Here is a 23,137-nt window from a genome sequence, read left to right on the forward strand (position 1 = left end):
ACGCGCCGGCCCATATGCGGGGAATCTTATTCCTGGATCAGGAATCGATTGCGATTCTTCGCATCCTTGATCCATGCGGGCGCGCGACCGCGGCCCGACCAGGTGGCCCCGGTCTTCGGATCGCGATACTTGGCCTGCACGGGGGCGCCCGCCTGTTTGGCCGGCCGACCGCGGCGCGTACCGAAAATGTCTTTTTCGGTAATGCCGTATTCCGCGACTTTGGTGCGGATGTCGTCGACGACCGCCTGGAATTCAGCGGCGCGCGCTGCTTCGGCTTTCTCGGCCAAAGCATCCATTTGGGCTTTCAGTTCCTTGTAAGTTGCCATATATCACTCTTCAGGTTGTGTCCATACATGATAGCGGTTTCAACCGGAAATGACGAAGAAAATTGCTTCGACTACGAATTCCATTGTGGATATCGCAATGGATGACTGCTTCGAACACCTGAGAAGTGGCTTGACGGGATCGTTTGCGTCCGATCTTCTCGTACGGGACAAGCTTCGGAGACTCAATTATTCTTTATCTTTTTTCAGAGGGATTGGGGAATTCACTGATGAACAGAGATGAAAAGCTGAAACAGGTCGCGGCCGAATTCGGATTCGATCCGGACGAAACGATCAGGATCGGCGGAAAGTACACGCCGGTCCTGATCGACGGAAGCACCGCCTACATTGCCGGCCAGGTGCCGCGAATCGGGGAAGTCGTGCATTTCGTCGGTATCGTCGGCGAATCCGTTTCGCTGGAAGACGGCCGCCGCGCGGCCGGCATTTCCGCGCTGCGCGCGCTGGCGCTGATCCGTAAGCAGTGCGGCACGCTCGATGCGATCGCAACGGTGCCGCGCATGACCGTGTACGTGCGAAGCGCGCCCGGCTTCACGATGCAAAGCGAAGTGGCCGACGGCGCGTCGGACCTGTTGGTCGCGGTGCTCGGCGACGCCGGCGTCCATACGCGTTCGTCGGTCGGCGTGCTGCAATTGCCGAAGGGCGCGTCGGTCGAAGCCGATTTCATTTTCGGGCTGAATCGCGGCGGCGCCGCCGGTTGATTCGGGATAACCGCGGCGACGGGGCAGCGGCCCGCGTGGTATCGATCAGTGCGCCGTGCGCGAGCGGGCTGTGTCGGGCGTCATCCCGGTCCATTCGTTGAATGCGCGGAAGAACGAATTCGGATCCTGGTAGCCGAGCAGGAAAGCGATCTGACTGTAGGGCAGATCCGAGCGATCAAGGTAATGCCACGCGAGCTTCTCGCGCACTTCCGCCAGCAGGGTTTTGAAGTTCGCGCCTTCGTCGCCGAGCCGCCGCTGCAGCGTCCGCTTGCTGATCGCAAGCGTTTGCGCGACGCCGTCCGCGGTGGCGAGCCCGCCCGGAATCAATTCGAGCAGTGCCGCGCGCACGCGCTCGACGATGCCGGCATCGGCCGACAGCGCGTCGAGGCGACGGCGCAGGTCGGGCTCGAAAATCTGCCACATCGCGTGGTTCGCGGTCACGAACGGACGCCGCGCATCCTGCAGCGCCACGCTCACGGAGGGCGCATCGCCGTACCGCGGCGTCACGCCGAAAAAGCGCGCATAGCCGGGATCGGGGCTGACGTCGCGCGGCAGCGTGACGGCTCGCGCCGGCAGTTCGGTACGGGTCGCCAGCCGCGCGAGTTTCACGAAGAAGCCGAGTTCGGCCGCGACCAGCATGCCGGGTGGCGGGATGTCGCGCTCCAGGAAGTCGACCGCGAGGGTCAGCGCGTCGGCCTCGTGCGATACGCGCAACCGGACCGGGCCGATCAGCGGCTTGAACTGGCCGATGCGCCGGAGCGCGATCTCCAGGTTCGGACTGCACAACGCGGCGAACAGAGGCGGATCGAAGGTCTCGACGGAGAGCAGATCGAGGATGCGCAGCGCGACGGCTGGCGTATTCGCCATGTCCTCCATCGCGCGCCACAGACGGAAGTATTCGCGTGTCGTCAGCCCGTTTTCCGGCCGCGTGAACAGATCGGCGGGCAACTGCGCGCGCCGCAGCAGTTCGTCGACGCGCAGGCCGAGGTCGACCATCACGACCTGCCAGCCCGGCGAAATCGCGAAGCGGTTCATCGGCGCAATTGCCCGGTTTCGACGAGCTGCTGGAAGAAGTCGTTCATCGACTCGGCGAGCGGGCGATAACGGATCCCCAGTTCGTTGCGGCTGCGGCTGTTGTCCGCGCGCCAGGGCAGCCCGACGTTGCGCGCGATCATGCGGCGCGTCACGCTCTTGTTCGCGAGCGGGCCGACCAGCCAAACCAGCCATTTCGGCAGGATGCGCCGCGGAACCGGGTAGTCGGCGCCATACCGTTCCAGCAGCGTGGCGGCCATCGCCGGCAGGCTCGTGTCGTGTGCCGACACGATGTAGCGGCCGTTGGCGCTCGGCAGGAACGCCGCACGCACATGCGCGTCGGCGACGTCGCGGACATCCACCGCGCCCATGCCGAGATCCGGCACGCCGGCCTTCATCGTGCCGTTGCCCATTTGCCGCACGATCTCGAAGCTCTCCGACGTCGCGTACGGATTGATACCCGGCCCGATCACGAGCGACGGATTGATGGTCACGAGATCCCAGCGTTGCTGCTGGCGAGCGATCTTCCACGCTTCGCGCTCGGCGACCGTCTTCGAATACGAATAGGGTTGATGCGTCAGCGACGAGCTGGTGTTCCAGATCGCTTCGGTGAACACACCATCGGGCGTCGCGGCGAGATCGGCGTTGTCGCCGTAGATCGCCGCACAGCTGCTGGTCAGCACGACGCGCCGCACCGACGGCGTGCGGTTTGCCGTCTCGAGTACGTTGCGCGTGCCGAGCAGCGCCGGATCGACCAGTTCCTTCTGCGGATCGCGAACGGTGACGGTGAACGGCGACGCGGTATGGAATACGGTCCCGCAACCCGCCATCGCGTCGGCGTACGACCCGGGTTCGAGCAGGTCCGCGCGGAAATAGCGGATCGTGCCGGGCTGGCCGGCCGCGATGCGCTGCAGATGCTCGAGCTTGTCCGGGCTGTCGGGGTCGCGGACGGCCGCATGGACCGTCAGGCCTGCCTCGAGCAGCCGCTGCACGAGCCAGCCTGCGACATAACCGGTCGCGCCGGTCACCATGACGGGCAGGTCGGTATCGATATTCATGGACGGGATTCCGTGGCAGAAAGGATGCGCCATGATGCCGCCATTTGCGCGCCACTTCACTCGCAAAGCGCGCCAATCGACATGCAAGGGGCGACAGGCGGCGCGATACCGGGCACGCCCATGCCCGATTCCCCGTCCGGGGAATTGCGACTGCAACGATGTCGTGCGTTGGAACCTCGCGAGGCGTGCGACGAAGCCGCACGTCGCTGCCGATGGCCGATTCGTCAGACGTGAAAGCGCACGATTCGCCGGAATGCCCGCCATCGTGTTGCCGTGCAACGAGCCGTCGCGCCAGCCGGCCGTTTTTACCCCCGTCCTTTCCGGAAGTCGTCGTCCAGCCCATATCGGCCGGCATCCCCACTTTTGGGGATGCCGGCGCCGAACGGTGGGCCTACGATGGTCAACGGGGCATCGCGACCGGATGTCGCCAGGACAATCGGACAGGCCCGTCATTCCTTTGTCGATCGCTGTGTGCGTCCGCACAATCGGTTGACACGATCGGCGCGTACGCTGATGCGCAACGTATGCGGTGCGTCGTGGCGCCGCGGACGATCGCGCGTGGATGACGGAAGGCCTGATGTCGTATTTCGGGGAATTTCAATCAATATGCTCGCACGAGACTATGTGGAACGTGAGCTCTCTCACATCCAGAGAATGGTGGCGCTGCTGGACAGCGAGACGGCCGTCGCCGATGTGTCGATGTCGGGCGCGGGGCGCGTCAGGCATCCGAGATACTGGCGCGGGCGTATCGAGGAACTGCTGTCGACGCCCGACGTGCCGCGTCACGTCAGAAAGCTGAGCGAAGCGGTGCTCGCGAAGATCGACGAGATGGAAGCGCGGTTCACGACGATGAAGTAAGTGCATCGTCGGACCGGGCGGCGCAACGCGCTCCGTCGCGTGTTCGGTTGCATCGTCTTGACCGGGCGCCATCTCGCCGACCCGCGCCGCGCAGGCCGTCCCGCGTCAATACGGATTGCTTTTCCCTGTCGAAAATAACCGTTTCGTTTGACGAGAAGCAGTCATCACCGTGGTATTTCGATCACACCCGCATCGGCAATTTGAACAATGAGGCCGATTGAGTAAGATGCCCGAACGGCGTTCAATAAAAACGCACGGCACGGGGTGGCCAGATGCAGATGAACGGGTTGATTCCATCGGCATGGATCGATGACGTCTATGCTGCGGCGCTGGGCGACCAACGATGGGAAGCGGTGCTGGACGGCCTGCGCATGTCGGTCGGCGTACGCATGGCGACGCTGCTGTCGTTCGACGATGCAGCGCGGCTGCCGGCGATCGAGCGGGCGGCCGGCGACGATCCGTCATGGGTCGCCGCGTGCCACCGCAGCTACAACACCGAGTTCTACCTGTACGACCCGGTCGTGCCGGTTGCCGCCGACTGGCAGGCAGGGCGCTGGTTCGAGGACGTCAAGCACCTGTCGGTGCGGCAGCGCACACATGGCGTGTTCTATCGGGAATTCCTGCAGCCGTTCGGGCTCGGCAGCATTTCGGGCCTGTACATCCATCGCGGCGAGGGCGCCGGCGCTTTCCTCAGCGTACAGGGCGGCCCCGAATCGCAAGGGCTGTCCGACGAGCAGCGTCGGGCGATCGAAATCATGGGCGCCCACATCAGCCGCGCGTTGCGCATCCACGCGCGCATCGGCGAGCTCGAAGCGCGCGTGGCCGCCGCGGAATCGGCGCTCGACGCGGTGCCGGTGCCGGTATTCCTGCTCGGCGCGCAGCGTGAACTGCGCTATACGAACCGCGCGGCCGATCAGCTGATCGCCGCCGAACCGGCGCTGCGGGTCCTGAACGGGCGTTTCGCGCCGGAAGGCTGCGTCGACGACGCGCAATGGCGGCATGCATTCGCACGCGGCGGACTGCTGCTGCGTCGTGCGACGGGCGAGCCGCTGCCGCTTGCGTTGATCCCCGTTCCAGAACAGTCGCGTCTCGCGCGCGAACGGCCCGGCGTCGCGGCGCTGATGACGGCCGCCGACGTTCGTTCGCCGTCGGCGCGCGCGCAGCGCTTGCGGGTGTTCTACGGGCTGTCGTCGGCGGAAGCCGATCTCGCCGTGCTGCTGTGCTGCGACGGGCGCTCGCCGCAGGAATGCGCGGCGTTGCGCGGCGTGTCGATCGGCACGGTCCGCGCGCAGATCAAGTCGATCTACACGAAGACGGACGTGGCGCGCGCCGCGCAACTGACGTCGCTGGTCATGCAGACCTGAGCGATCCGTGCGCGCGGGCGCGCCTGCGTTTTTACCTATCCGCCGCCGATTCCCTGCAGTACCTTGCCCGTCCCGCCGCAGACGGTGCACGTCTGTCCCTCCACCATGCCGGTGCCGCGGCAGACGCGGCACGTGTCCTCACCGATGCCCGGCGCGTCCGCGGGGCCTTCGTCGCCGGCGTTCGGCGGTGTGGCCGGGTCGGTTGGCGCTGATCGCTTCGTGATCGACATGACTGGCTCCTTTCGCGTTTTCACGCTGTGGCGGCGCGCATCGCGCGTGCCTGTCAGGCGGCACGCCCGACGACGGATCGATCGCACGATTATCGCGGCGGCGCGGCAAGATCATGGTCAGTCATCCTATAACGTCGGCCAATGAAGCGAAAGAAGGCCATTGAGCGGGGGGAAAACCGCGACGCCGATGTGCGATCGGGATACCGACCCACTTCCGGAAAACGTTTCGCGAAAAAGGAAGAAAACGGAGAATCCGGTTTCCCGATTCCTCATCAAGCCCTTGATGACAGCGGTTATACGGGTATGCACCAAGTGAGTTAAACGGTTAACCGACGTACATTCGCTCAACACATCATACGACGTATGACTTGGCGATTGGGGAATCGTCTCGGCGAAGCCCGGGCGGGCCGCCGGATCGCCGCACAACAACGATCGACCATCCAGGAGACTCACCATGAAGCACCGATTCACCGGCTCCCGTACCGTCCTGGCCGTCGCCTTGATGGCCGGCTTCGCGCTGTCCGCGCAGGCGCGCGTGTTCCGCTCGGCGGACGTGCACGGCGACAACTTCCCGACCAACATGGCCGTGAAGTTCATGGGCGACGAACTGTCGAAGCAGACGGGCGGCAAGGATTCGATCAAGGTGTTCGGCAACAGCGCGCTCGGCTCCGAGAAGGACACGGTCGACCAGGTGCGGATCGGCGCGATCGACATGGCGCGCGTGAACGGCGCGTCGTTCAACGAGATCGTGCCGGAATCGCTGATCCCGTCGTTCCCGTTCCTGTTCCGCGACGTCGACCATTTCCGCAAGGCGATGTACGGCCCGGCCGGCCGGAAGATCCTCGATGCGTTCACCGCGAAGGGGATGATCGCGCTGACGTTCTACGAGAGCGGCGCGCGCTCGATCTACGCGAAGCGCCCGGTGCGCTCGCCGGCCGACATGAAGGGGCTGAAGGTGCGCGTGCAACCGTCGGACCTGATGGTCGACGAGATCCGCGCGATGGGCGGCACGCCGACGCCGATGCCGTTCGCCGAGGTATACACGGGCCTGAAGACGGGCCTCGTCGATGCGGCGGAAAACAACCTGCCGTCGTACGAGGAAACCAAGCACTACGAAGTGGCGCCCGATTACTCGGAAACGCAGCACGCGATGACGCCGGAAGTGCTGGTGTTCTCGAAGAAGATCTGGGACACGCTGTCGCCGCAGGAGCAGGCGGCGATCAGGAAGGCGGCGGCCGATTCGGTGCCGTACTACCAGAAGCTGTGGACCGCGCGCGAGGCGTCCGCGCAGCAGCTGGTGACGAAGGGCGGCGCGAAGATCCTGCCGGCCGCGCAAATCGACCGCGCGGCGTTCGTGAAGGCGATGCAGCCGCTGTGGACCAAGTATGAAAAGACGCCGCAGATGAAGCAGATCGTCGACGAGATCGAGGCCACCAAGTGACGCGTCGCACTTCCCTGAATGGCGCCGCGACCGTGGGCTCGCCGGACGCGCCGGCCGCCGACGGCGCACCGCCGTGCCGGCCGCGCGCGGCCGCGCCGCTGCTGCGGTGCGTGAACGATGGGCTGTTCCGCGTGCTCGCCGTGATCGCGTCGGCGTGCCTCGCGGTGCTCACGGTGCTGGTGTTCTATGCGGTCGTGATGCGCTACGTGTTCGAGAACGCACCGGATTTCGTCGAGCCGATCGCGCTGTTGCTCGTGATCGTGATCGCGATGTTCGGCGCCGCGATGAAGGTGCGCGACGGCGGCCACATCGGCCTCGATTCGCTGGTGCGGCGACTGTCGCCGAAGGCGCGCACGGTCGTCATCGCGATCCAGCACCTGAGCCTGATCGCGTTCGCGATCATGATCATGATCGGCTGCGGCAGCATGGCCGTCGAGACGATGGGCGACCGGATCCCGATCATCGGGCTGCCCGAAGGCGTGCGCTACCTGATCACGATGCCCGCGGCGGTTGCGATCATCTTCTTCTCGCTCGAGCACCTGCTCGCGCTTCGCCGTTCTTCGTCGGGACAATAACGCCATGGAACTCGCGATCCTGTCCGTCAGTTTTCTGATATTCCTCGTGCTGGGCGTGCCCGTGTCGTTCGCGCTCGGCATTGCATGCGTATTGACCTACATGGTCGAAGGCCTGCCGATCGCGACCGCGATGCAGGCGATGATCTCGGGGATGAACGCGTTCTCGTTCCTCGCGGTGCCGTTCTTCATCTTCTCCGGCGAGCTGATGCTGCATGGCGGCATCGCGGACCGGATCCTGCGCTTCGCGCAGGCGACCGTCGGCCACTTCCGCGGCGGCCTCGGGATGGCGAACGTCGTCGCGTGCACGCTGTTCGGCGGCGTGTCGGGCTCGCCGACCGCCGATACGTCGGCGATGGGCGGCGTGGTGATTCCGCTGATGAAGCGCGAAGGCTACAGCGCCGCGTACGCGGTCAACGTGACGACGCACGCATCGCTCGCCGGCGCGCTGATGCCGACGTCGACCAACATGATCATCTACGCGTTCGCCGCGCAGGGCATTACCGGGATGCTGCACGGCCAGCCGGTGAGCGGCGTGTCGATCGGCGACCTGCTGTTCTCGGGACTCCTGCCGGTGTTGTGGGTGATGGGCTTCGTGCTCGCCGCCGCGTACTGGCAGGCCGTGCGTCACGGCTACCCGCGCCGTGAGGACGGCTCGTCCGCGCTGCCGCGCTTTCCCGGCTGGTATGCGGTGCTGCGCAGCTTCGTCGGCGCGGTGCCCGGGCTGATGGTGATCGCGATCATCCTCGTGTGCGTCGCGAAGGGCATCGCCACCGCGACCGAAGCGGCCGCGATCGCCGTCGTGTACTCGCTCGTGCTGACCGCGGTGGTCTACCGCACGCTGACGGCCGAGAAGCTGCGCCGCGCGCTGTCGCATGCGGCGCGCACGACGGGCGTCGTGCTGCTGCTGATCGCCGTGTCCAACATGCTGCGCTTCCAGATGTCGTATCTGGAGATCCCGGATGCGATCGAAGGGCTGTTGAAGCAGTCGACCGCGGCGCCGTGGCTGATGCTGCTGTACATCAACATCATCCAGGTGTTCCTCGGCACGTTCGTCGACATGGCCGCGCACATCCTGATCACGACGCCGCTGTTCCTGCCGATCGCGATGGCGTGCGGCGTCGGGCCGGTGCAGTTCGGGATCATGCTGCTGCTGAACTGCTCGCTCGGCCTCGTGCATCCGCCGATCGGGTCGGTGCAGTTCGTCGGTTGCGCGATCGGCAACGTGTCGATCGGCGAAACGACGAAGATGGCGTGGCCGTACTACCTCGCGATCTTCAGCGCGATCAATATCGTCACGTACATGCCGTTCTTCTCGACGTGGCTGCCGAGCCTGATCAGCGGGCACGCGGTGTTCTGATTGCACGCTTTGCCCGTCGCGGCGCCGGACGACCGACGGTGTCCGGCGCCGCGGTCGCATGTGCGCGCTTGCCGGCCCGCCGCGAGCCGGCTGCTCAATCCTGCCGTCCATCCGGCTCGACGTGGCGATCGGCCGACCGTTCGTCGCGCCAGTCCGCCAGCGCACGCCACAGCGCCGGGCGCGCATGGTCGCGCGGCGGCAACGGGATCACGCAGGCGACGCCCCGCACGTTGACCACCACGCCCGAGTCGGGCAGCCTGGCCGGGATGCCGGGGGACGAAGGGTCGGCGTCCGGTTCGGACGGGATGCCGCGCTCGGGCGGGTGTCGAAACATCATGCGAAATCTCCGTGGCGCCGCGAATCGGCGAATCAGTAGCGAACGCGTCCGACCAGACCCAGCGGATCGATCGCGTGCTGGACGGCGCCGGCGAGCTGCCGTTGCGCGGCCGGCACGTGCTTGCGGTAGTACGCGATATTGACCGGCCCGACGCCGTGCTCCGCGCTGAAGCAGCCGCCTGCCTGCACGACGCGGTCGTACAGCGCGCCGCGCAGCGCCATTTGCTGCAGCGGCCCGTAGCGTTGCGCCGCGGTAGGCGGAATCGACACGACGAGATGGCAGCCGCCGTCGCCGAAATGGCCGAACGCATGACAGCGCAGCGCCGGATGCGCGGCGGCGAGCCACCGCTCGGCGTCGGCGACGAATCCGGCCAGCGCGCCGCGCGGGAACGACACGTCGAACGACAGCGGCAGGCCGTCCTGCGCGACCGCGGCCGGCAGCGCGTCGCGAATCCGCCAGAACCGTTCCGCCGGCGCGCACGCCGCGTCGAGCACCAGGCCATCGCCGGCCAGCGCGTCGAGCGTTGCGACCGCGCGTTCCTCGAGCAGCGCATCGAGCCCCGGCATGCCGGTCGCGATCTCGACGAGCGCGTGGCAGGCGGCTTCATCGGGCTCGAACGGCGCGCGCAATGCCGGAAACGCCGCCGCGACGCAACCGACCGCCGCCGCCGACATGAACTCGAACGCCGACAGCATCTCGCCGAATGCGCGTTCGAACGCGAGCAGGCCGGCGAGCGCCGCATCGTACGACGCGAACGCGACGAACGCCGCGCATGCCGACCGTTCGAGCGGCGCGAGCGCGAACGACACGGCCGTCACGAGCCCGTTCGCGCCATTCGCGCCGATGAAGCATTGCGCGACGTCGAAGCCCGCGTTGCGCTTGCGCAGCGGCGCGAGCGCGTCGATCACGGTGCCGGCTTCGTCCGCCAGCACGACTTCGACGCCGAGTACGTGACGGCGCACGTCGCCGTACTTGATCAGGCGGCTGCCGCCCGCGTTCGCACCGACGAGGCCGCCGGCCGCCGGATCGCTGCCGAGATCGATCGGCACGCAGAGGCCGGCTTCGCCCGCCACGCGGTTGAGGTCGGACAGCCGCACGCCGGCGTCGACCGTGATGCTGCGATTGGCCGGATCGAACGCGCGAACGGCGCGCATCCGCTCGAACGACACCACGCATTGGGTGCCGCTGCGATCGGGCACGGCCGCGCCGACGAGGCCGCTGCGCGCGCCCTGGGCGACGAGCCCGATCCGGTGCGCGACGGCGACGCGGGCCAGCGCGCGCACGTCGGCGGTCGATGCCGGCCGCGCGACGCCGAGCGGCACGCCGCCGTACTGCATGACGTCGGTCGCATACGGCTCGCATGCCGCGCCTTCGAGCCAGCCGTCGCCGAGCGCCGCGGCCAGCGCGTGCCGTTGCGCGGGGTGTGCCGCGTGTGCGGGCAACGCGTTCATCGTCAGCGTGCCCGCGCGAGCTGCTTGCGCAGCCGGCCGCGCACGACGACCAGCGCGATCAGCGGCACGACGCCGCCCCACAGCGGGCTGTGGCGCATCGCGATCGACACCGCGAGCGCGACGACGGTGACGGCGAGCAGCACGAGCGACAGCGAACGCACCCGCGCATGGTCGACGAACGTGCCGTCGACGAAGCCGCCGTCCGACCACGCGGTATGCACGATGCCGACCACCAGCACGCAGACGAGCATCGCGGCCGGCCCGAGTTCCTCGCCCCACAAACGGCTACCTGTCGGCGACACGAGCGCGAGCACCGCGCCGATCACGAGGAACAGGTCGACGCCGATCGCGATGCTGTTGCGCTCCGCGCGGCGCAGCAGCCACGCGCCGTGCACGAGCGCGAGCACGCCGCCGATCAGGAACGCGTGGGTCCAGCGCAGGTCCGGCTGCTCGGGGCCGAGCCGGCCGTAGAACAGGAACACGATCGCCGGCAGGAAGTTGCTCGCATGCAGCAGGTAGTCGGTTATGGGATGGTTCGATTTCATCGTGTCTCTCCTTCGTCGAAACAGCGTGGCGACGCGTCATGCGTCGTGCCAGCGGAACAGCCGCGCGGCGGCGAACAGGAACAGCGCGGTGCAGGCGGTCATGCCGAGCAGTTGCGGCGCGAGCTGCGCGTACGGCGCACCGTCGACCAGCGCGCCGCGCAGCGCGACGGCGAACTGGTTGGTCGGCAGGAACGCGAGCCCGGCCTTCAGCCACGCGGGCGCGTCGTGCATCGGGATCGTCAGGTCGCTGAAGAACAGCAGCGGGTAATACGTGACGTTGCACGCGAGTTCGGCCGCCGCGAGCGAGCGGGTGCGGCTCGCCAGCAGCACGCCGATGCTCAGCACCATCGCCGCGCCGAGCAGCACGATCGGCAACGCGCGCAGCCCGTCCGGCGTCGCGATCGGCAGTGCGATGCCGAACGCGACGCGCGCGACCGTCAGCAGCACGAGCGCCGACAGCGCCATCATCGCCATCCGCGCGACGATCAGCGCGGCGAGGAATACGCCGCGCGACACCGGGAAGCACACGTACAGCTTGAACGTATTGCGCTCGCGCAGCGCGGCGATCGCGGTGGTCGTCGAATTGAGACCGATCGCCATGAACGCCATCACCAGGATGCCGGTCGCGAAGAACGCGCCATAGTCGAACGGGCGGCGCGCGGGCGCGGCGTTCTCGAAGCGCGCCTGCGCGGCCGGCAGCCCGAGTCGCTGCGCGGCGCAGCGCGCGAGCGCGATCTCGACGACGCGCGACGCGGCCTTCACCGCGAGCGAGCCGTTGAAGTCGTAACGGATCGTCGCCGGCGTGCGTTCGTCCGCGCCGAGCACGACCGTCACGCGATCGGCCGGCGAGCCGCGCCCGCCGAAGGTCGCCTTCACCGTGTCGCTGTGCGACAGGCTGGCGACGATCTGCGCCGTGCACGCCTGGTTGTACGGCGTCGCGCCGCCGGGCACGTCGAACGCGATGTCCGCCGTGCCGAGCGAGCCCGAGCCGCCGAACGCGAACAGCATCACGCTCAGCAGGAACACGGGAAACACGAGCGTCCAGAACAGCGACGAGCGGCTGCGCAGATAGCCGAGCAGCTCGTTGCGCACGAGGATCAGGAATACCTTAGTCATGGGTCGGGCCCTCGGTGCACAGGCGCAGCAGGTCGCCCGGCGTGCTCGGCGCGAGCGCGAGATGCTGGATGCCGCGTTCGCCGACGATCCGGTGCACGTTCGGATGCAGCGTTGCATCGCCGAACGCCTCGACTACATGCGCGGCCGACACGCGTACGCCGGTCACACCGGGCAGCGCCGCGAGCCGCTTGCGCAGCGCACGCGCATCGGCTTCGTCGCGGCAGTGCAGGACCGCGCGCGCATCGCCGACGAGTTTGGCGCGCAGCGTGTCCCGGTCGCCCTGGTAACGCACGCCGCCGTCGCGCACCCACACGAGATCGTCGACCACGCTCAGTTCTTCCTCGGAATGGCAGATCATCGCGACGCTCGTGCCGCGGGCGCGATGACGCAGCAGGTCGTTCACGACGCCGGCATAGCGGCGGTCGAGGCCCGTGAACGGCTCGTCGAGCACGGCGAGCTCGGGCCGGTGCGCGAGCGCGACGTACAGGTCGACGCGCTGGCGCTGCCCCTTCGACAGCGCGCGGCACGGCTTGTCGAGCAGTTCGGCGATGCCGAGCGCGTCGGTGATCGCCGCGTCGGTGTGCGCGTACATCGCGCGGTGCAGCGCGACGATCTCGGATACGCGCAGATGATCGGGATACTCGACCTTCTGCAACTGCGCGCCGAGCCGCCGCAGCGACCGCGAATCGCGCATGAAGCGCTCGGCCGGCACGTCGAGCACGCGCACGTCGCTGCCGCCGCGCCGGAAGCCGAGCAACGTCTCGAGCAGCGTGGTCTTGCCCGAGCCGTTCGGCCCGACGATCGCGGTGATCGCGCCGAGCCGGAACCGCACGTGGCGCGCGGAGAAGCGGAAATCGCCGGCCGCGACGTCGATCGCACGCGCGCCGAGCGCCGCGCCCGGCGCATGCGCGTCGGGCAGCGGCGGCGTGCCCGCGCGCTGCGGCCGGTCGAACGCGGCGGGCGGGCCGAACATCGCGCGCACGGACGCAAGAAACGAAACGCTCATCGTCGGCATCCTCAGTCGAACAGCATGACCTGCGTGTCGCGCGCACCCCGGTACGGGTTGCGGCCGTGCGCGACCAGCATGTTGTCGACGACGAGCACGTCGCCGGCCTGCCACGGGAACGCGCATTCCTCGTCGTCGAGCGCGTCGTAGATCGCCACCAGATCGTCGAACGGCATTGGCGCGCCGTCGCCGTAGCGGATCTCGTACGGGAACGCGGCGCGCGTGCCGTACATGCGCTGCAGGTAGCGGTAGCTGAGCTCGCCCATCGAACGCGGGTTCGGGTGCTGCGCGCTCGCCTGGTTGAACCACACCGTTTCGCCGGTGCGCGGATGCGTGCGCAGCGCGCTGCCGACATGCGACACGGTCACGCTGCCGTCGTCGAGCCAACGGCAGCCGACGCCGCGTTCCGCGCACAGCCGCTCGACCTCGGCGCGCTCCGTCGTGCCGAACGCGTCGTCCCACGGCCGGTGGTACGCGGCGAACGGCAGGTTCGGGTTCGCGGCGAGGCCGTCCGCGCGGTCGCCCGGCGCCGCGAAATTGCGCAGGTACATCACGCCGCGCTCGGCGAACCGCGCGCGCAGCGCGGCCGGCACGCGCGCGGTCACGCGCCGCATGTCGCAGATCGGCGTTTCGCCGCCCGCGTCGGCCGGTTGCCGGCAGTAGAACGCGACGAGGCGCGGGAACGCGGGCATGTAGGCCATCTCCTGATGCAGCCCGATCCTGAACGGCGGCGGCATGCGAGTCGATTCGTACACCTGGCCGTCGATCTGCCGACGCGGGGCGGCGCCGGCCGTATAGCCGTTCGCGTGCGCCGGATACAGCGCGCCGAGGCGGCCGAACGCGGCGGTGTCGGGCACCGCGAAGCCGCGCCACAGCAGCGCGCCGCATGCGTCGAGCAGCGTGTCGATCGTGTCGAGCCGCGAGCGGTACCACGCGACGAACATCTCCGGCGACGTCGCGAGTTCGGCGCTGCGCGGCGTCACGCACAGCGGCAGCGTCGCGCCGGGCGCGACCGGCGCGCACTGCACGTCGTCGGCGCCGAGCCGCACGGCGGCATGCGCGGCGAGGAAGGCGAGATCGGTCATCGCTCAGGCCAGCGCCGGTTTCTTCAGCAGGATTTCGAAGCCGAGCGCGCCGAGCCCCATGCTCGGGCTGTAGATCGACGCAACGGCAGTCAGGCCGGCTTCGGCCACCAGCGCATGCGCTTCATCGAGCGTGATCTTTTCCTCGACGTGGGTCGGCGGATAGTCGGCGGCCGCGCGCATCTCGGTGAAGCGGTCGAGCAGGTGCTGCGGCGCGTCGCGGCGCATGTCGTGCACGAGCGCGATGCCGCCCGGCTCCAGCACGCGATACATCTCGGTCAGGCTGAGCGCCTTGTCGGGCAGGTGATGCAGCGTCGCGCGGCCGACTGCCATCGTCAGCGTGCCGTCGTCGAACGGCAGCGCGAGCGCGTCGCCGACGCGCATCTCGATCGTGTCGTCGAGCCCGAGTTCGCGGATGCGCGGGCGGCCTTCGTCGAGCATCGCCGGATCGAGGTCGATGCCGACGTAGCGCCAGCCGCGCATCGCCGGATCGGTCGCGAGCCGCACCGGCACGACGCCGGTGGCCGTGCCGATGTCGGCGATCGTGCCGGCCGTCATCCCGCGCGCGAGCTGGCGGATGCGACTGATGAACAGCAGGTCCCACGGTTCGAGCGTTTCGGTGGCGAAGCGATCGTAGTCGTTCGCCGGGCGCAGGTTCTTGAGCAGCATGACGTTCCTTGTGCGAAAGGGTGAGGGTTCACAGCCAGCCGACCGGCACGGCGGCCAGCAGCCGTCGCGCGGTCGCGCTGTTGACGCCGAACGCCGGGCGGCGGCGCCGTTCCACTGCATGCGCGGCCATCGCCGCGATGCGTGCGCCGAGCCCGACGCCGACGCCCCACGACGGCGCGGCGACGCCGAGTTCGAGCAGCGTCGCGGCGGTCAGGAAATCGATGTTCGGCCGCAGCGCGCGGCGCGCGTCGGCCTGCGCGCAGCACGCGTCGAACAGCGTCATGTACGCGCCGTCGAAGCCTTCTTCCGAAAATCGGGCACGTAGGTGCGGCGGACGCGGATCGGCGACGAACAGCGGGTGGCCGAAGCCGTACAGCATGCGTTTCGCATCGAGCGCCGCATCGATCGCCGCGCGCCCGGCCGCGTCGAGCGCAGCGGCCGACGTGCCCGCGCCGCCCGGCACCGACTGCGCGAGCGCGGCGAGCCACTGCATCGCTTCGAGCGCCGCGCCGACGTGCGACGGCCCGCTTGCGAGGAAGCCGGAGGCGACGGCCTGCGTCAGCGTGACGCCGGTGCCGATCGCGACACGCGGCGCGAGCACGGTCGGCGTGATGTAGCCGAAGCCGGCGTGCCACGCGACGAGCAGCATGTCCATCGCCGCTTGCGCCGGTGCATCGTGGCGCATCGCGCCGATCAGCACGAGCGTGCGTTGCGCGTGCGTCGCAGCGGCATCGAATGCCGCGCTGCCGGCGCCCGTGCCCGCGCCCGCCGCGAACGGCCGGCCCTCGATCGCCGCATGCAGCAGGAACGGCGCGGCGGCCGCGCACAGCAGCATCGTGTCGAGATCGGCATCGTCCGGCGCCGGGCCGTGCACGCGTGCGGTCACGTCGTCGAGGCCGCGCAGCAGGCCGGACGCGGCCGCGAACACCGGCGCGACGCCGGCCGCGCCGAGGTCGGCCGCGACCGACTGCGCGACCGAGCCGGGCGCCAGCGCATCGGCGAACGCCGCGAGCCGCGCGCCGATCGTCGCCTCGTGCGCGCGATGGTCGGCGCTGCCGGGCGCGACGTCGAACCACAGATGCGCGAGCGCACCTTCGAACGTCGTCGCGCCGATCAGCGCGTTCAGGTCGAGATCGCGCACGCGCAGCGCTTCGGGGTCGAGCGTCGCGCCGTCGATGTCGGTGCCGCGATGACGCGTCGCCGGCCGGCCGAGCAGGTTGCGCGGCGCATCGGCGGTTGCGGCCGTGGTGGCGGAGGTGCGGGAATCGAGCGTCGTGTCCATGTCATTCCACCGCGGCGAGTTCGTCGCTGCTGACGCTGATCGCCGCGTGCGCCATCGCGGCGATCACGGCCGCGTGCTGGTCGACGACGGGCAGCACGTTCGCGAAGTAATAGCGCGCGCTTTTCAGCTTGCCGCGATAGAACGCGCGTTCGGCCGGCGCGTCGGCCGTTTCCGGTGCGTCGAGCCGGCGCGCGGCGATCGTCGCGGATTCGAGCAGCACCCATGCCGACGTGACCACGCCGAACATCTCCAGAAAGCGCGTGTAGAACTGGCTGCTGCGATGCGTGTGGCCGTCCTGCACGTCGCGCGCGATGTCGTCGAGCGCGGCCGCGATGCGGTCGGCGCCCGCGCGCAGCGCATCGAACAGCGGCCGCAGTTCCGCATGCGTGCCGGGTTGATGCTGCTGCGCGAGGAACGCGTCGAGTTCGTCGCGGTAGTACTGGATCAGCCGCGAATGGCGGCCGAAGCCGAGCTTGTCGCGCACGAGATCCTGCGCCTGGATGTAGTTCGTGCCTTCCCAGATCGACAGGATCTTCACGTCGCGCGCGTTCTGCTCGACCGGGCTCGCGTCGGTATAGCCGAGGCCGCCGTGCACCTGGATCGCCGTTTCGCAGATGCGCCACGCCTGGTCGGAGATGAACGCCTTGCAGATCGGCGTCAGCAGCAGTTGCAGCTTGCGATGGCGCTCGATCTCGGCCGGGTCGGCGTCGGGCGTCGCCTCGAGCATCGCCGCGCGCGTCGCGGTCGCCGCGAGCTTGCCGAGCAGGCCGCGGCAACCGTCGACGCGGCTTTTCATGTCGACCAGCATGCGCTGCACGTCCGCGTGCTCGACGATCGCGACACGCGCCGCGTTCGTGTTCGACGCGCGCTCGATCGGCCGGCCCTGCAGCCGGCGGCCCGCATACTCGACCGCGTGCAGGTATGCGCTCGACGCGACGCCGACGCCGAACATCCCGGTGCTCATCCGCGCCTGGTTCATCAGCGGCATCAGCTGCAGCAGCCCGACGTTGCGGCGGCCGCCGAGCAGCCATCCTTTCGTCGTGCCGTTCGAGCCGAACACGAGATGCGTGTTCGCGCAGCCCTTGAGCCCCATCTTGCGCGGCAGGCCGATGCAGTCGACGTGGTTCGGCTGCAGCTCGCCGGTGGTTTCGTCGGGCCAGAAGCGCGGCACGACGAGGCACGACAGCGAGAACGAATCCGGCGACGCGGTATCGATGCGCCCGAGCACGAAATACAGCGTGTTTTCCGTCAGCTCGTGCATGCCGGCCGAGATATAGACCTTCTCGCCGTCGATCGCGTAGATATCGCGTTCGAGCGGCGTCGCGCGCAGCGCGACCGCGGTCAGGTCGGTGCCGGCCTGCGGTTCGGTCGCGCAGAAGCACGCGTCCCAGCGGTACGCTTCGAGCGGTGCGATCAGTGCTTTCTGGTGCGGCGTGCCGTGCATCTGCAGCAGCTTGACGGCGGGGCGCGTGAAGCCCCCGTACGTCATGAACGACGGATTCGCGCCCATGAACATCTCGTAGATCATCTGCGTGACGATCGGCGGCAGCCCGTGCGCGGCGCCGAACAGCGTGTTCGACCATTCGTCGCGAAAGCGCGCCCACAGCGCGTGGAAATGCGAAGGAATCCGTACCTGTCCGTCGTCGAGCAGCGTGCAACCCTCGACGTCCGCCTGCTGGTAGCTGCGGCCGAGGTCGAGCGCGAAATCGCGTGCGCGTTCGAGCAGCGCATCGATCGATGCGCGATCGTGCGTGCCGTACAGGCCGTGTTCCGCCAGGAACCGCTTGTCGGCCTCGAACAGTTCCCACAGAAAGAAGCGCAGCTCGCGCAGGCTGACCTTGTAGGCGCTCATCATGCGTCTCCTTCGATATCGAGTGCGGCGTCGAGCCCGCCGGCCAGGTCGACGACGGCTGCTGCCGCCGCGCCGTGCAGTGCCGCGTCCCAGACGAGCACCGTGCGGCGTTCGCCTTCGTCGAGCGCGCCCGCGAGCCGGATCAGCGCGGCGGCCGATTCGGCCGACGACAGATGGCCCGACCCGTCGTGCTGGATGCGCGCGGGGACCGGAATCGACGCGGCGTCGGCCACGCGCGCCGCGAAGCCGGGATCGAAGCCGGGCGGCACGCACCAGTCGATCTGGTTCGCACGCAGGTCGGCCTGGTCGAGCGCGCGGCGGATCGCGCGCGCGGCGACCGGCGCGAGCGTGTCGCGCAGCGCGGCCGGCGCATCGGCCCACGGATCGGCGATCGACGGCCCGAATTCGAGCGCGACGGACCGCACGCCGCCCCACGCGGCCGGCTCGGGCGCCGGGCCCGCACGCGACACGAGCAGCGCGGCGGCCGCGTCGCCGTAGCCGACCAGGTCGCCGAACTGGCGGAAGAACGGGTAGAGCCATTTGTCGCTGAGGATCACGAGCGCCTGGTCGCCTTCGTCGCGCAGCAGCCCGTCGAGCAGCATCAGTGCCGAATACCAGCCGAGCGTGCCGTTCTGGCCGAGCGCGAACGGCGTCACGCGCTGCAGCCCGAGTTCGTACTGCATGCGGCCGACGACCGAGTCGCCGATGCCTTCGTTGAGCGCGCAACTGGCGACGATCACGTGCGTCGTGCGGGCCAGCGCGCCGGAGCCGAGCTGGTCGCGCAGGTCGAGCGCCGCATCGGCGGCGAGGTCGGCGAGGCTGCGCCCGGGCGGCGCGACGCGCAGCGCGGGCCGGCCGCCCGGCGCGAGACGCGTGCCTTCGTCGGGCGTCAGCGCGCCCATGCCGCGCGGCCGCGCAAAGCGCGCCTGCGGCAGCAGCAGGTGCCGGTAGCCGGGATGGCGCTCCTGCGCCTGGATCGCACTGAACACGACGGCGGGCGGCAGCACCACGACGCCGCCGGATAGCGCGAGCGTGCCGGGCGCGGCGACGCGCGGCGCGCCGACACGGGTTTCATCGAGCGTCGACAGGGTCATGCGGCGGTCTCCTCGAGGTTCGGGCGCGCGAACGCGTCGCGATACTGCGCTTTCAATGCCGGTCGGTCGATCTTGCCGTTCGGGTTGCGCGGCAACGCCGGCAGCGGCTCGACGACGAGCGGGTTCATGTAGGTGGGCAACGCGTCGCGGCACGCGCGGGCGATGTCGGCGCGGCACGCGTCGGCGTCGAGCGTCGACACGACGCACGCGGCGATCGCCTCGCCGAGCGCCGGGTGCGGGACGCTGAACACGGCCGCCTCGCGGATGTGCGGCAGCGCGAACAGCACGTCCTCGATCTCGGTCGGGCTCACGCGATAGCCGGACGTCTTGATCATGTCGTCGCCGCGCGCGACGAAGTACAGATAGCCGTCCGCGTCGCGCCGCACGATGTCGCCGGACCACACGGCGATGTCCGGGCGCGGGATTTCGCCGTGGCGGCGCGGCAGCGGGCGAAAGCGCTGCGCGGTCAGCTCCGGCCGGTTCCAGTAGCCGAGCGTGACGAACGCGCCGCGATGCACGAGTTCGCCGGGTTCGTCGGCCGCGCATTCGCTGCCGTCCGCGCGCAGCACGAGGATCTCCGCGTTCGGCACGGCCTTGCCGATCGACGTCGGGCGCAGCGCCGCGTCGGCCGGCGGCAGATAGGTCGAGCGGAATGCCTCGGTCAACCCGTACATCAGGTACGGCGAAGCCTGCGTGAAAAGCGCCTCCAGGCGGTGCAGCAGCGGTGTCGCGAGATGGCCGCCGGTATTCGCGAAGCGGCGGATCCGCGTGCGCGCGCCGTCGCTCCAGCCAGCCGACGCAAGCTGCATCCACAGCGGCGGCACGCCGGTGATCGACGTGACGCCGAACGCATCGCAATGGCGCGGCACTTCGGCCGGCTGCAGGAAGTCGAGCGGCGTATAGCAGGCGCCGGACGCGAGCGCGGTCGTCAGCTGGCTCAGGCCCGCGTCGAAGCTGAGCGGCAGCACGCCGAGCACGACGTCGTCTTCGGCGAGCTGCTGGTACGCGGCGACGCTGAACGCGCCCGACACCAGGTTGCGATGCGACACGACGACGCCCTTCGGCTTGCCGGTCGAGCCCGACGTGTAGAGCAGCGCGGCCGCATCGTCGTCGACCGGGCGGCCGGCGGCGGGCAGTGCCGGCGCGTCGGTGCCGGCTGCTTCGATCGCATCGGCCAATTGCTCGATCAGCAGCGTGCGTTCGCCGACGAGCGCGGCGAGCGCCGGCAGGCGCTTGAGCCGCTGCGCGCCGGTCACGAACAGCGCGGCGCCGCTGTCGGCGACGATGTGTTCGATCTGCGCTTCCTTCAACTGCGGATTGACCGGCACGAAGATCGCGCCGAGTGCGTTGGCCGCGAGCATCGCGACCACGGTTTCGATGCGCTTCGGCGCGTAGATCGCGATGCGTTCGCCGCGCTGCACGCCGCGCGATGCGAGCGCGGCGGCACCGCGCCGGACCGCGCGCGCGAGCTGGTCGTAAGTCAGTGTGCCGCCGCCGTCCGCATACGCCGGATGATGCGGCCAGCGCACGGCGCCGTGTTCGAGCAGGTCGGCGATGCTGATCAATGCGTTCATGATCGGCTCCTCGGGTTCAGGCCGGCCGCACGTACACGTGCGCGGCTTCGTGGGACAGGAAATGCGCCATCGAGTACGTGCGGTGATACGCGCCGCAGCGCGCGAACACCGCGATGTCGCCGACCTGCGGCGGCGCGCCCGTGTCGTCGCGGCCGATCACGTCCGCACGGCTGCAGGTGCTGCCGACGTAGAGCGTCGGCACGCCACGGGGCGGTGGCGCGGGCGTGCGGCGCACGAGCGACGGCGCGGCCAGGCGGCGCATCATCGTTTCGGTCTGCGCGAGCAGGAACGCCTGCGACAGTCCGCCGTCGCAAACCGCGATCGTGCGGTCCTGCCACGTCTTGACCGCGACGACGCGCGTCGCGAACACGCCCGCATCGGCGAAGATCGCACGGCCGGACTCGTGGGCGAGCGAATACTGGCCGGCGAGCGGCGCGAGCGCGGCGGCATAGCGTTCGAACGCGGCATCGCCCGGATGATCGTCGGAGAAACCGCCGCCGAGGCTCAGCGACGCGAGCGGCGCACCGTTGGCCGGCGCGAGATCGCGGGCCAGCGCCGCGAGCAGTTCGGGCAACACGAGCGTGTCCGGCTGCGCCGGGTCCTGGCGGATGAACGAATGCGGGCCGGAGAACACATGCAGCCCCGCGACGGGCAAGCCGGCGCCCGCAAGCGTGCGCACCGCGTCGTGCGCCTCGTTCGGCGTCATCCCGAAGTGGTCGTGCCACAGTGCTCTCGCCTGTTCACCAGCCAGCGCGCCGGCGTTCACCCGCAGCAGCACGGCGGCCGGCGTGCCGCCGCCGGCCGCCGCCTCGCGCGCGAGCGGCACGAAACGCGCGACCGCGTCCGGGTTGTCGAGCACGAAATGGCAGCGCGACGCGAGCCCCGCACGCATGAACATCTCGTCCATCGACGGATTGTTCAGGTAGCGCGGCGTCTTGATTCGGCCGATCACCGCATCGAGTTCGCCGCGGCTCGCGAGTTCGACGCCGTCCTCGTACGCATGCGCGCAGCGCGCGAGCATGTCCTGGTTCGGGTTCGCCTTCAGCGACACGATCAGCCGCGTGCCGAGCCGCGCCTTCAGCGACCGGTAGCGGGCGATCGCGACCTCGGGCTCGTACACGTAGCACGGCGTGCGCAGATCGGCGATCCATGCGTGATCGGCGGCGGGCGGAAGCGGGCGCTCAGGCGTCATGGCGGCTCACCGGATGGAGCGTGGCGGCCGCATACGCGCCGCAGTTCGACTGCATCACGCCGAGCACGCGCCGGCCGTGCGCGACCGCATCGAGCCCGACGTCGGCCAGGTTGATCGGGAAATCCGAACAGCACGCGTGGCCGCGCGCATGGATGTTGTCCGCGTAGAGCCGCTCGGCCGGCACGCGCATCGCGCGGCACAGCGCGTTCCAGCCGGGCAGGTCGGCGTTGTGCGGCAGCAGCAGGTCGTATGCGTCGAGCGCATGCGGCTCGAGCGCGACCGCCGCGTCGATCGCACGGCGCGTGTACGGCCACTCCATCATGATCAGGTCGGCCTCGTTCGCGGCGACGGTGTCGGACCCGCGATGCCATTTCGCATGCGTCTCGATCGCGATGCCGCCGAGCCGGTTCTTCGTGCTGTTGCGCGCGATCAGCATCGCGGCCGCGCCGTCGCACTGCACGCCCGTCATCTGCCGCATCCGGTAATCCTCGCCGTACACGCGGTCGGACGACACGACGAGCGTCGCATCGAGTTGCGGATGGCGGCGCATCAGCGCGCGCACGGTCTCGATGCCGGCCGCGACCGACACGCAGTTCAGTTGCGCGACGGAGCCGAGCCACAGCGGCTCGATGCCGAAGCGCGCGGCCACTTCGTGCGGCAGGCTGCGCGGCGCGGGCGGCACGCTGAACTGCTGCGTGTGCACGTGCACGATCGCGCCGACGTCGGCCGGATGCACGCGCGCGGTGTCGAGCAGCCGGCCGACCGCCGCGATCGCGAGATCGGTCTCGCTCGTGTCGAGCGCCATGTGGAAATAGCGGCTGCCCGACTGCGCGATCGCGGCCGCCCGCTGCGCCGGGTAGTCGCGCTCGGCGGCCCAGGCCTCGATGTCGATGGGCGGGCCCGGCAGTTCGTAGGCGACCGCGTCGACGCCGATCCAGAAGCCGGCGTCGCGGGATGCGTGGGAGGAGGGCTTCGTCATG

At 69.3% G+C, this 23,137-nt stretch carries 23 protein-coding genes; 6 read left to right on the top strand and 17 right to left on the bottom strand.

Annotation, left to right across the window (positions count from 1 at the left end):
* Positions 1-26: 26 nt before the first annotated feature.
* Positions 27-326 (bottom strand): H-NS family nucleoid-associated regulatory protein, encoded by a 300-nt coding sequence (locus A9Z05_RS21365; RefSeq protein ID WP_006481154.1) that lies wholly within the window; start codon positions 324-326, stop codon positions 27-29.
* Between the two features lie 227 nt (positions 327-553).
* On the opposite strand from A9Z05_RS21365, the gene A9Z05_RS21370 reads away from it, so the two are divergent.
* Positions 554-1,042, top strand: a complete 489-nt coding sequence (locus A9Z05_RS21370) for a RidA family protein (protein WP_069619819.1) — start codon at positions 554-556, stop codon at positions 1,040-1,042.
* Between the two features lie 45 nt (positions 1,043-1,087).
* Here the strand turns inward: A9Z05_RS21370 and A9Z05_RS21375 are convergent, their stop codons facing one another.
* On the bottom strand, positions 1,088-2,077 hold the full coding sequence (locus A9Z05_RS21375) for an AraC family transcriptional regulator (protein WP_069619820.1): 990 nt from the start codon (positions 2,075-2,077) through the stop codon (positions 1,088-1,090).
* The gene (locus A9Z05_RS21380) at positions 2,074-3,132 is read right to left on the bottom strand and encodes an NAD-dependent epimerase/dehydratase family protein (RefSeq protein ID WP_176730236.1); all 1,059 of its coding nucleotides are present in this window, start codon (positions 3,130-3,132) and stop codon (positions 2,074-2,076) included. The genes A9Z05_RS21375 and A9Z05_RS21380 overlap by 4 nt, the downstream gene beginning before the upstream one ends.
* A 606-nt stretch (positions 3,133-3,738) precedes the next feature.
* Here A9Z05_RS21380 and A9Z05_RS21385 point away from each other — a divergent pair.
* Together A9Z05_RS21385 and A9Z05_RS21390 are read left to right on the top strand one after the other, a co-directional pair.
* Positions 3,739-3,990: a hypothetical protein gene (locus tag A9Z05_RS21385; protein ID WP_069619822.1), complete on the top strand. Its 252-nt coding sequence runs from the start codon at positions 3,739-3,741 to the stop codon at positions 3,988-3,990.
* Positions 3,991-4,268: 278 nt separating this feature from the next.
* Positions 4,269-5,354, top strand: coding sequence for a helix-turn-helix transcriptional regulator (locus tag A9Z05_RS21390; protein ID WP_249190429.1), 1,086 nt, complete (start codon positions 4,269-4,271; stop codon positions 5,352-5,354).
* A 35-nt stretch (positions 5,355-5,389) separates the two neighbouring features.
* On the opposite strand, the gene A9Z05_RS21395 is transcribed toward A9Z05_RS21390, so the two are convergent.
* Positions 5,390-5,584, bottom strand: a complete 195-nt coding sequence (locus A9Z05_RS21395) for a hypothetical protein (protein ID WP_069619824.1) — start codon at positions 5,582-5,584, stop codon at positions 5,390-5,392.
* A gap of 454 nt (positions 5,585-6,038) precedes the next feature.
* Here A9Z05_RS21395 and A9Z05_RS21400 point away from each other — a divergent pair, with 454 nt between their 5' ends.
* The 3 genes from A9Z05_RS21400 to A9Z05_RS21410 are packed head-to-tail and all read left to right on the top strand — an operon-like array spanning position 6,039 to position 8,957.
* On the top strand, positions 6,039-7,025 hold the full coding sequence (locus A9Z05_RS21400; protein ID WP_069619825.1) for a TRAP transporter substrate-binding protein: 987 nt from the start codon (positions 6,039-6,041) through the stop codon (positions 7,023-7,025).
* Positions 7,022-7,600 (top strand): TRAP transporter small permease, encoded by a 579-nt coding sequence (locus tag A9Z05_RS21405; RefSeq protein ID WP_069619826.1) that lies wholly within the window; start codon positions 7,022-7,024, stop codon positions 7,598-7,600. The genes A9Z05_RS21400 and A9Z05_RS21405 overlap by 4 nt, the downstream gene beginning before the upstream one ends.
* Before the next feature lie 4 nt (positions 7,601-7,604).
* Positions 7,605-8,957 carry a TRAP transporter large permease gene (locus tag A9Z05_RS21410; protein WP_006481162.1) on the top strand — a complete coding sequence of 451 codons (1,353 nt, stop codon included), beginning with the start codon at positions 7,605-7,607 and terminating at the stop codon, positions 8,955-8,957.
* 94 nt (positions 8,958-9,051) lie between these two features.
* Here A9Z05_RS21410 and A9Z05_RS21415 read toward each other — a convergent pair whose 3' ends face one another.
* From A9Z05_RS21415 to A9Z05_RS21475, 13 genes are read right to left on the bottom strand one after another with little or no spacing between them, the layout of a single operon-like run.
* Positions 9,052-9,294 carry a hypothetical protein gene (locus A9Z05_RS21415; RefSeq protein WP_069619827.1) on the bottom strand — a complete coding sequence of 81 codons (243 nt, stop codon included), beginning with the start codon at positions 9,292-9,294 and terminating at the stop codon, positions 9,052-9,054.
* Between the two features lie 32 nt (positions 9,295-9,326).
* Positions 9,327-10,745 (bottom strand): FAD-binding oxidoreductase, encoded by a 1,419-nt coding sequence (locus A9Z05_RS21420; protein ID WP_069619828.1) that lies wholly within the window; start codon positions 10,743-10,745, stop codon positions 9,327-9,329.
* Between the two features lie 2 nt (positions 10,746-10,747).
* On the bottom strand, positions 10,748-11,290 hold the full coding sequence (locus A9Z05_RS21425) for a permease (RefSeq protein ID WP_069619829.1): 543 nt from the start codon (positions 11,288-11,290) through the stop codon (positions 10,748-10,750).
* 36 nt (positions 11,291-11,326) lie between these two features.
* Positions 11,327-12,406: an ABC transporter permease gene (locus A9Z05_RS21430; RefSeq protein WP_069619830.1), complete on the bottom strand. Its 1,080-nt coding sequence runs from the start codon at positions 12,404-12,406 to the stop codon at positions 11,327-11,329.
* Entirely contained in the window at positions 12,399-13,412 is a 1,014-nt protein-coding gene (locus A9Z05_RS21435; RefSeq protein WP_069620103.1) for an ATP-binding cassette domain-containing protein, read from the bottom strand. Before A9Z05_RS21435 ends, A9Z05_RS21430 begins: the two co-directional genes overlap by 8 nt.
* Before the next feature lie 11 nt (positions 13,413-13,423).
* Positions 13,424-14,497 (bottom strand): TauD/TfdA family dioxygenase, encoded by a 1,074-nt coding sequence (locus A9Z05_RS21440; protein ID WP_069619831.1) that lies wholly within the window; start codon positions 14,495-14,497, stop codon positions 13,424-13,426.
* Positions 14,498-14,500: 3 nt separating this feature from the next.
* A complete protein-coding gene (locus A9Z05_RS21445) occupies positions 14,501-15,163 on the bottom strand; it encodes a class I SAM-dependent methyltransferase (RefSeq protein WP_069619832.1) in 663 nt (220 codons plus the stop codon).
* A 28-nt stretch (positions 15,164-15,191) separates the two neighbouring features.
* Positions 15,192-16,445, bottom strand: coding sequence for a citrate/2-methylcitrate synthase (locus A9Z05_RS21450; RefSeq protein WP_069619833.1), 1,254 nt, complete (start codon positions 16,443-16,445; stop codon positions 15,192-15,194).
* Position 16,446: 1 nt separating this feature from the next.
* Positions 16,447-18,297 carry an acyl-CoA dehydrogenase gene (locus A9Z05_RS21455; RefSeq protein WP_069619834.1) on the bottom strand — a complete coding sequence of 617 codons (1,851 nt, stop codon included), beginning with the start codon at positions 18,295-18,297 and terminating at the stop codon, positions 16,447-16,449.
* Positions 18,297-19,391: a hypothetical protein gene (locus A9Z05_RS21460; protein ID WP_069619835.1), complete on the bottom strand. Its 1,095-nt coding sequence runs from the start codon at positions 19,389-19,391 to the stop codon at positions 18,297-18,299. The genes A9Z05_RS21455 and A9Z05_RS21460 overlap by 1 nt, the downstream gene beginning before the upstream one ends.
* On the bottom strand, positions 19,388-20,965 hold the full coding sequence (locus A9Z05_RS21465; RefSeq protein WP_069619836.1) for an acyl-CoA ligase (AMP-forming), exosortase A system-associated: 1,578 nt from the start codon (positions 20,963-20,965) through the stop codon (positions 19,388-19,390). Before A9Z05_RS21465 ends, A9Z05_RS21460 begins: the two co-directional genes overlap by 4 nt.
* Before the next feature lie 16 nt (positions 20,966-20,981).
* Positions 20,982-22,157 (bottom strand): PLP-dependent decarboxylase, encoded by a 1,176-nt coding sequence (locus tag A9Z05_RS21470; RefSeq protein WP_069619837.1) that lies wholly within the window; start codon positions 22,155-22,157, stop codon positions 20,982-20,984.
* Positions 22,147-23,136 carry a 3-oxoacyl-ACP synthase gene (locus A9Z05_RS21475; RefSeq protein ID WP_069619838.1) on the bottom strand — a complete coding sequence of 330 codons (990 nt, stop codon included), beginning with the start codon at positions 23,134-23,136 and terminating at the stop codon, positions 22,147-22,149. The genes A9Z05_RS21470 and A9Z05_RS21475 overlap by 11 nt, the downstream gene beginning before the upstream one ends.
* Position 23,137 lies beyond the last annotated feature (1 nt).

It is taken from the genome of Burkholderia sp. A2 (assembly GCF_001729305.1).
Taxonomy (GTDB): Bacteria; Pseudomonadota; Gammaproteobacteria; order Burkholderiales; family Burkholderiaceae; genus Burkholderia; species Burkholderia sola.

Coding starts and splice junctions, on each gene's coding strand:
- A9Z05_RS21365 (WP_006481154.1), bottom strand. CDS start 326: ATGGCAACTTACAAGGAACTGAAAGCCCAAATGGATGCTTTGGCCGAG.
- A9Z05_RS21370 (WP_069619819.1), top strand. CDS start 554: ATGAACAGAGATGAAAAGCTGAAACAGGTCGCGGCCGAATTCGGATTC.
- A9Z05_RS21375 (WP_069619820.1), bottom strand. CDS start 2,077: ATGAACCGCTTCGCGATTTCGCCGGGCTGGCAGGTCGTGATGGTCGAC.
- A9Z05_RS21380 (WP_176730236.1), bottom strand. CDS start 3,132: ATGAATATCGATACCGACCTGCCCGTCATGGTGACCGGCGCGACCGGT.
- A9Z05_RS21385 (WP_069619822.1), top strand. CDS start 3,739: ATGCTCGCACGAGACTATGTGGAACGTGAGCTCTCTCACATCCAGAGA.
- A9Z05_RS21390 (WP_249190429.1), top strand. CDS start 4,269: ATGAACGGGTTGATTCCATCGGCATGGATCGATGACGTCTATGCTGCG.
- A9Z05_RS21395 (WP_069619824.1), bottom strand. CDS start 5,584: ATGTCGATCACGAAGCGATCAGCGCCAACCGACCCGGCCACACCGCCG.
- A9Z05_RS21400 (WP_069619825.1), top strand. CDS start 6,039: ATGAAGCACCGATTCACCGGCTCCCGTACCGTCCTGGCCGTCGCCTTG.
- A9Z05_RS21410 (WP_006481162.1), top strand. CDS start 7,605: ATGGAACTCGCGATCCTGTCCGTCAGTTTTCTGATATTCCTCGTGCTG.
- A9Z05_RS21415 (WP_069619827.1), bottom strand. CDS start 9,294: ATGATGTTTCGACACCCGCCCGAGCGCGGCATCCCGTCCGAACCGGAC.
- A9Z05_RS21420 (WP_069619828.1), bottom strand. CDS start 10,745: ATGAACGCGTTGCCCGCACACGCGGCACACCCCGCGCAACGGCACGCG.
- A9Z05_RS21425 (WP_069619829.1), bottom strand. CDS start 11,290: ATGAAATCGAACCATCCCATAACCGACTACCTGCTGCATGCGAGCAAC.
- A9Z05_RS21430 (WP_069619830.1), bottom strand. CDS start 12,406: ATGACTAAGGTATTCCTGATCCTCGTGCGCAACGAGCTGCTCGGCTAT.
- A9Z05_RS21435 (WP_069620103.1), bottom strand. CDS start 13,412: ATGAGCGTTTCGTTTCTTGCGTCCGTGCGCGCGATGTTCGGCCCGCCC.
- A9Z05_RS21440 (WP_069619831.1), bottom strand. CDS start 14,497: ATGACCGATCTCGCCTTCCTCGCCGCGCATGCCGCCGTGCGGCTCGGC.
- A9Z05_RS21445 (WP_069619832.1), bottom strand. CDS start 15,163: ATGCTGCTCAAGAACCTGCGCCCGGCGAACGACTACGATCGCTTCGCC.
- A9Z05_RS21450 (WP_069619833.1), bottom strand. CDS start 16,445: ATGGACACGACGCTCGATTCCCGCACCTCCGCCACCACGGCCGCAACC.
- A9Z05_RS21455 (WP_069619834.1), bottom strand. CDS start 18,297: ATGAGCGCCTACAAGGTCAGCCTGCGCGAGCTGCGCTTCTTTCTGTGG.
- A9Z05_RS21460 (WP_069619835.1), bottom strand. CDS start 19,391: ATGACCCTGTCGACGCTCGATGAAACCCGTGTCGGCGCGCCGCGCGTC.
- A9Z05_RS21465 (WP_069619836.1), bottom strand. CDS start 20,965: ATGAACGCATTGATCAGCATCGCCGACCTGCTCGAACACGGCGCCGTG.
- A9Z05_RS21470 (WP_069619837.1), bottom strand. CDS start 22,157: ATGACGCCTGAGCGCCCGCTTCCGCCCGCCGCCGATCACGCATGGATC.
- A9Z05_RS21475 (WP_069619838.1), bottom strand. CDS start 23,136: ATGACGAAGCCCTCCTCCCACGCATCCCGCGACGCCGGCTTCTGGATC.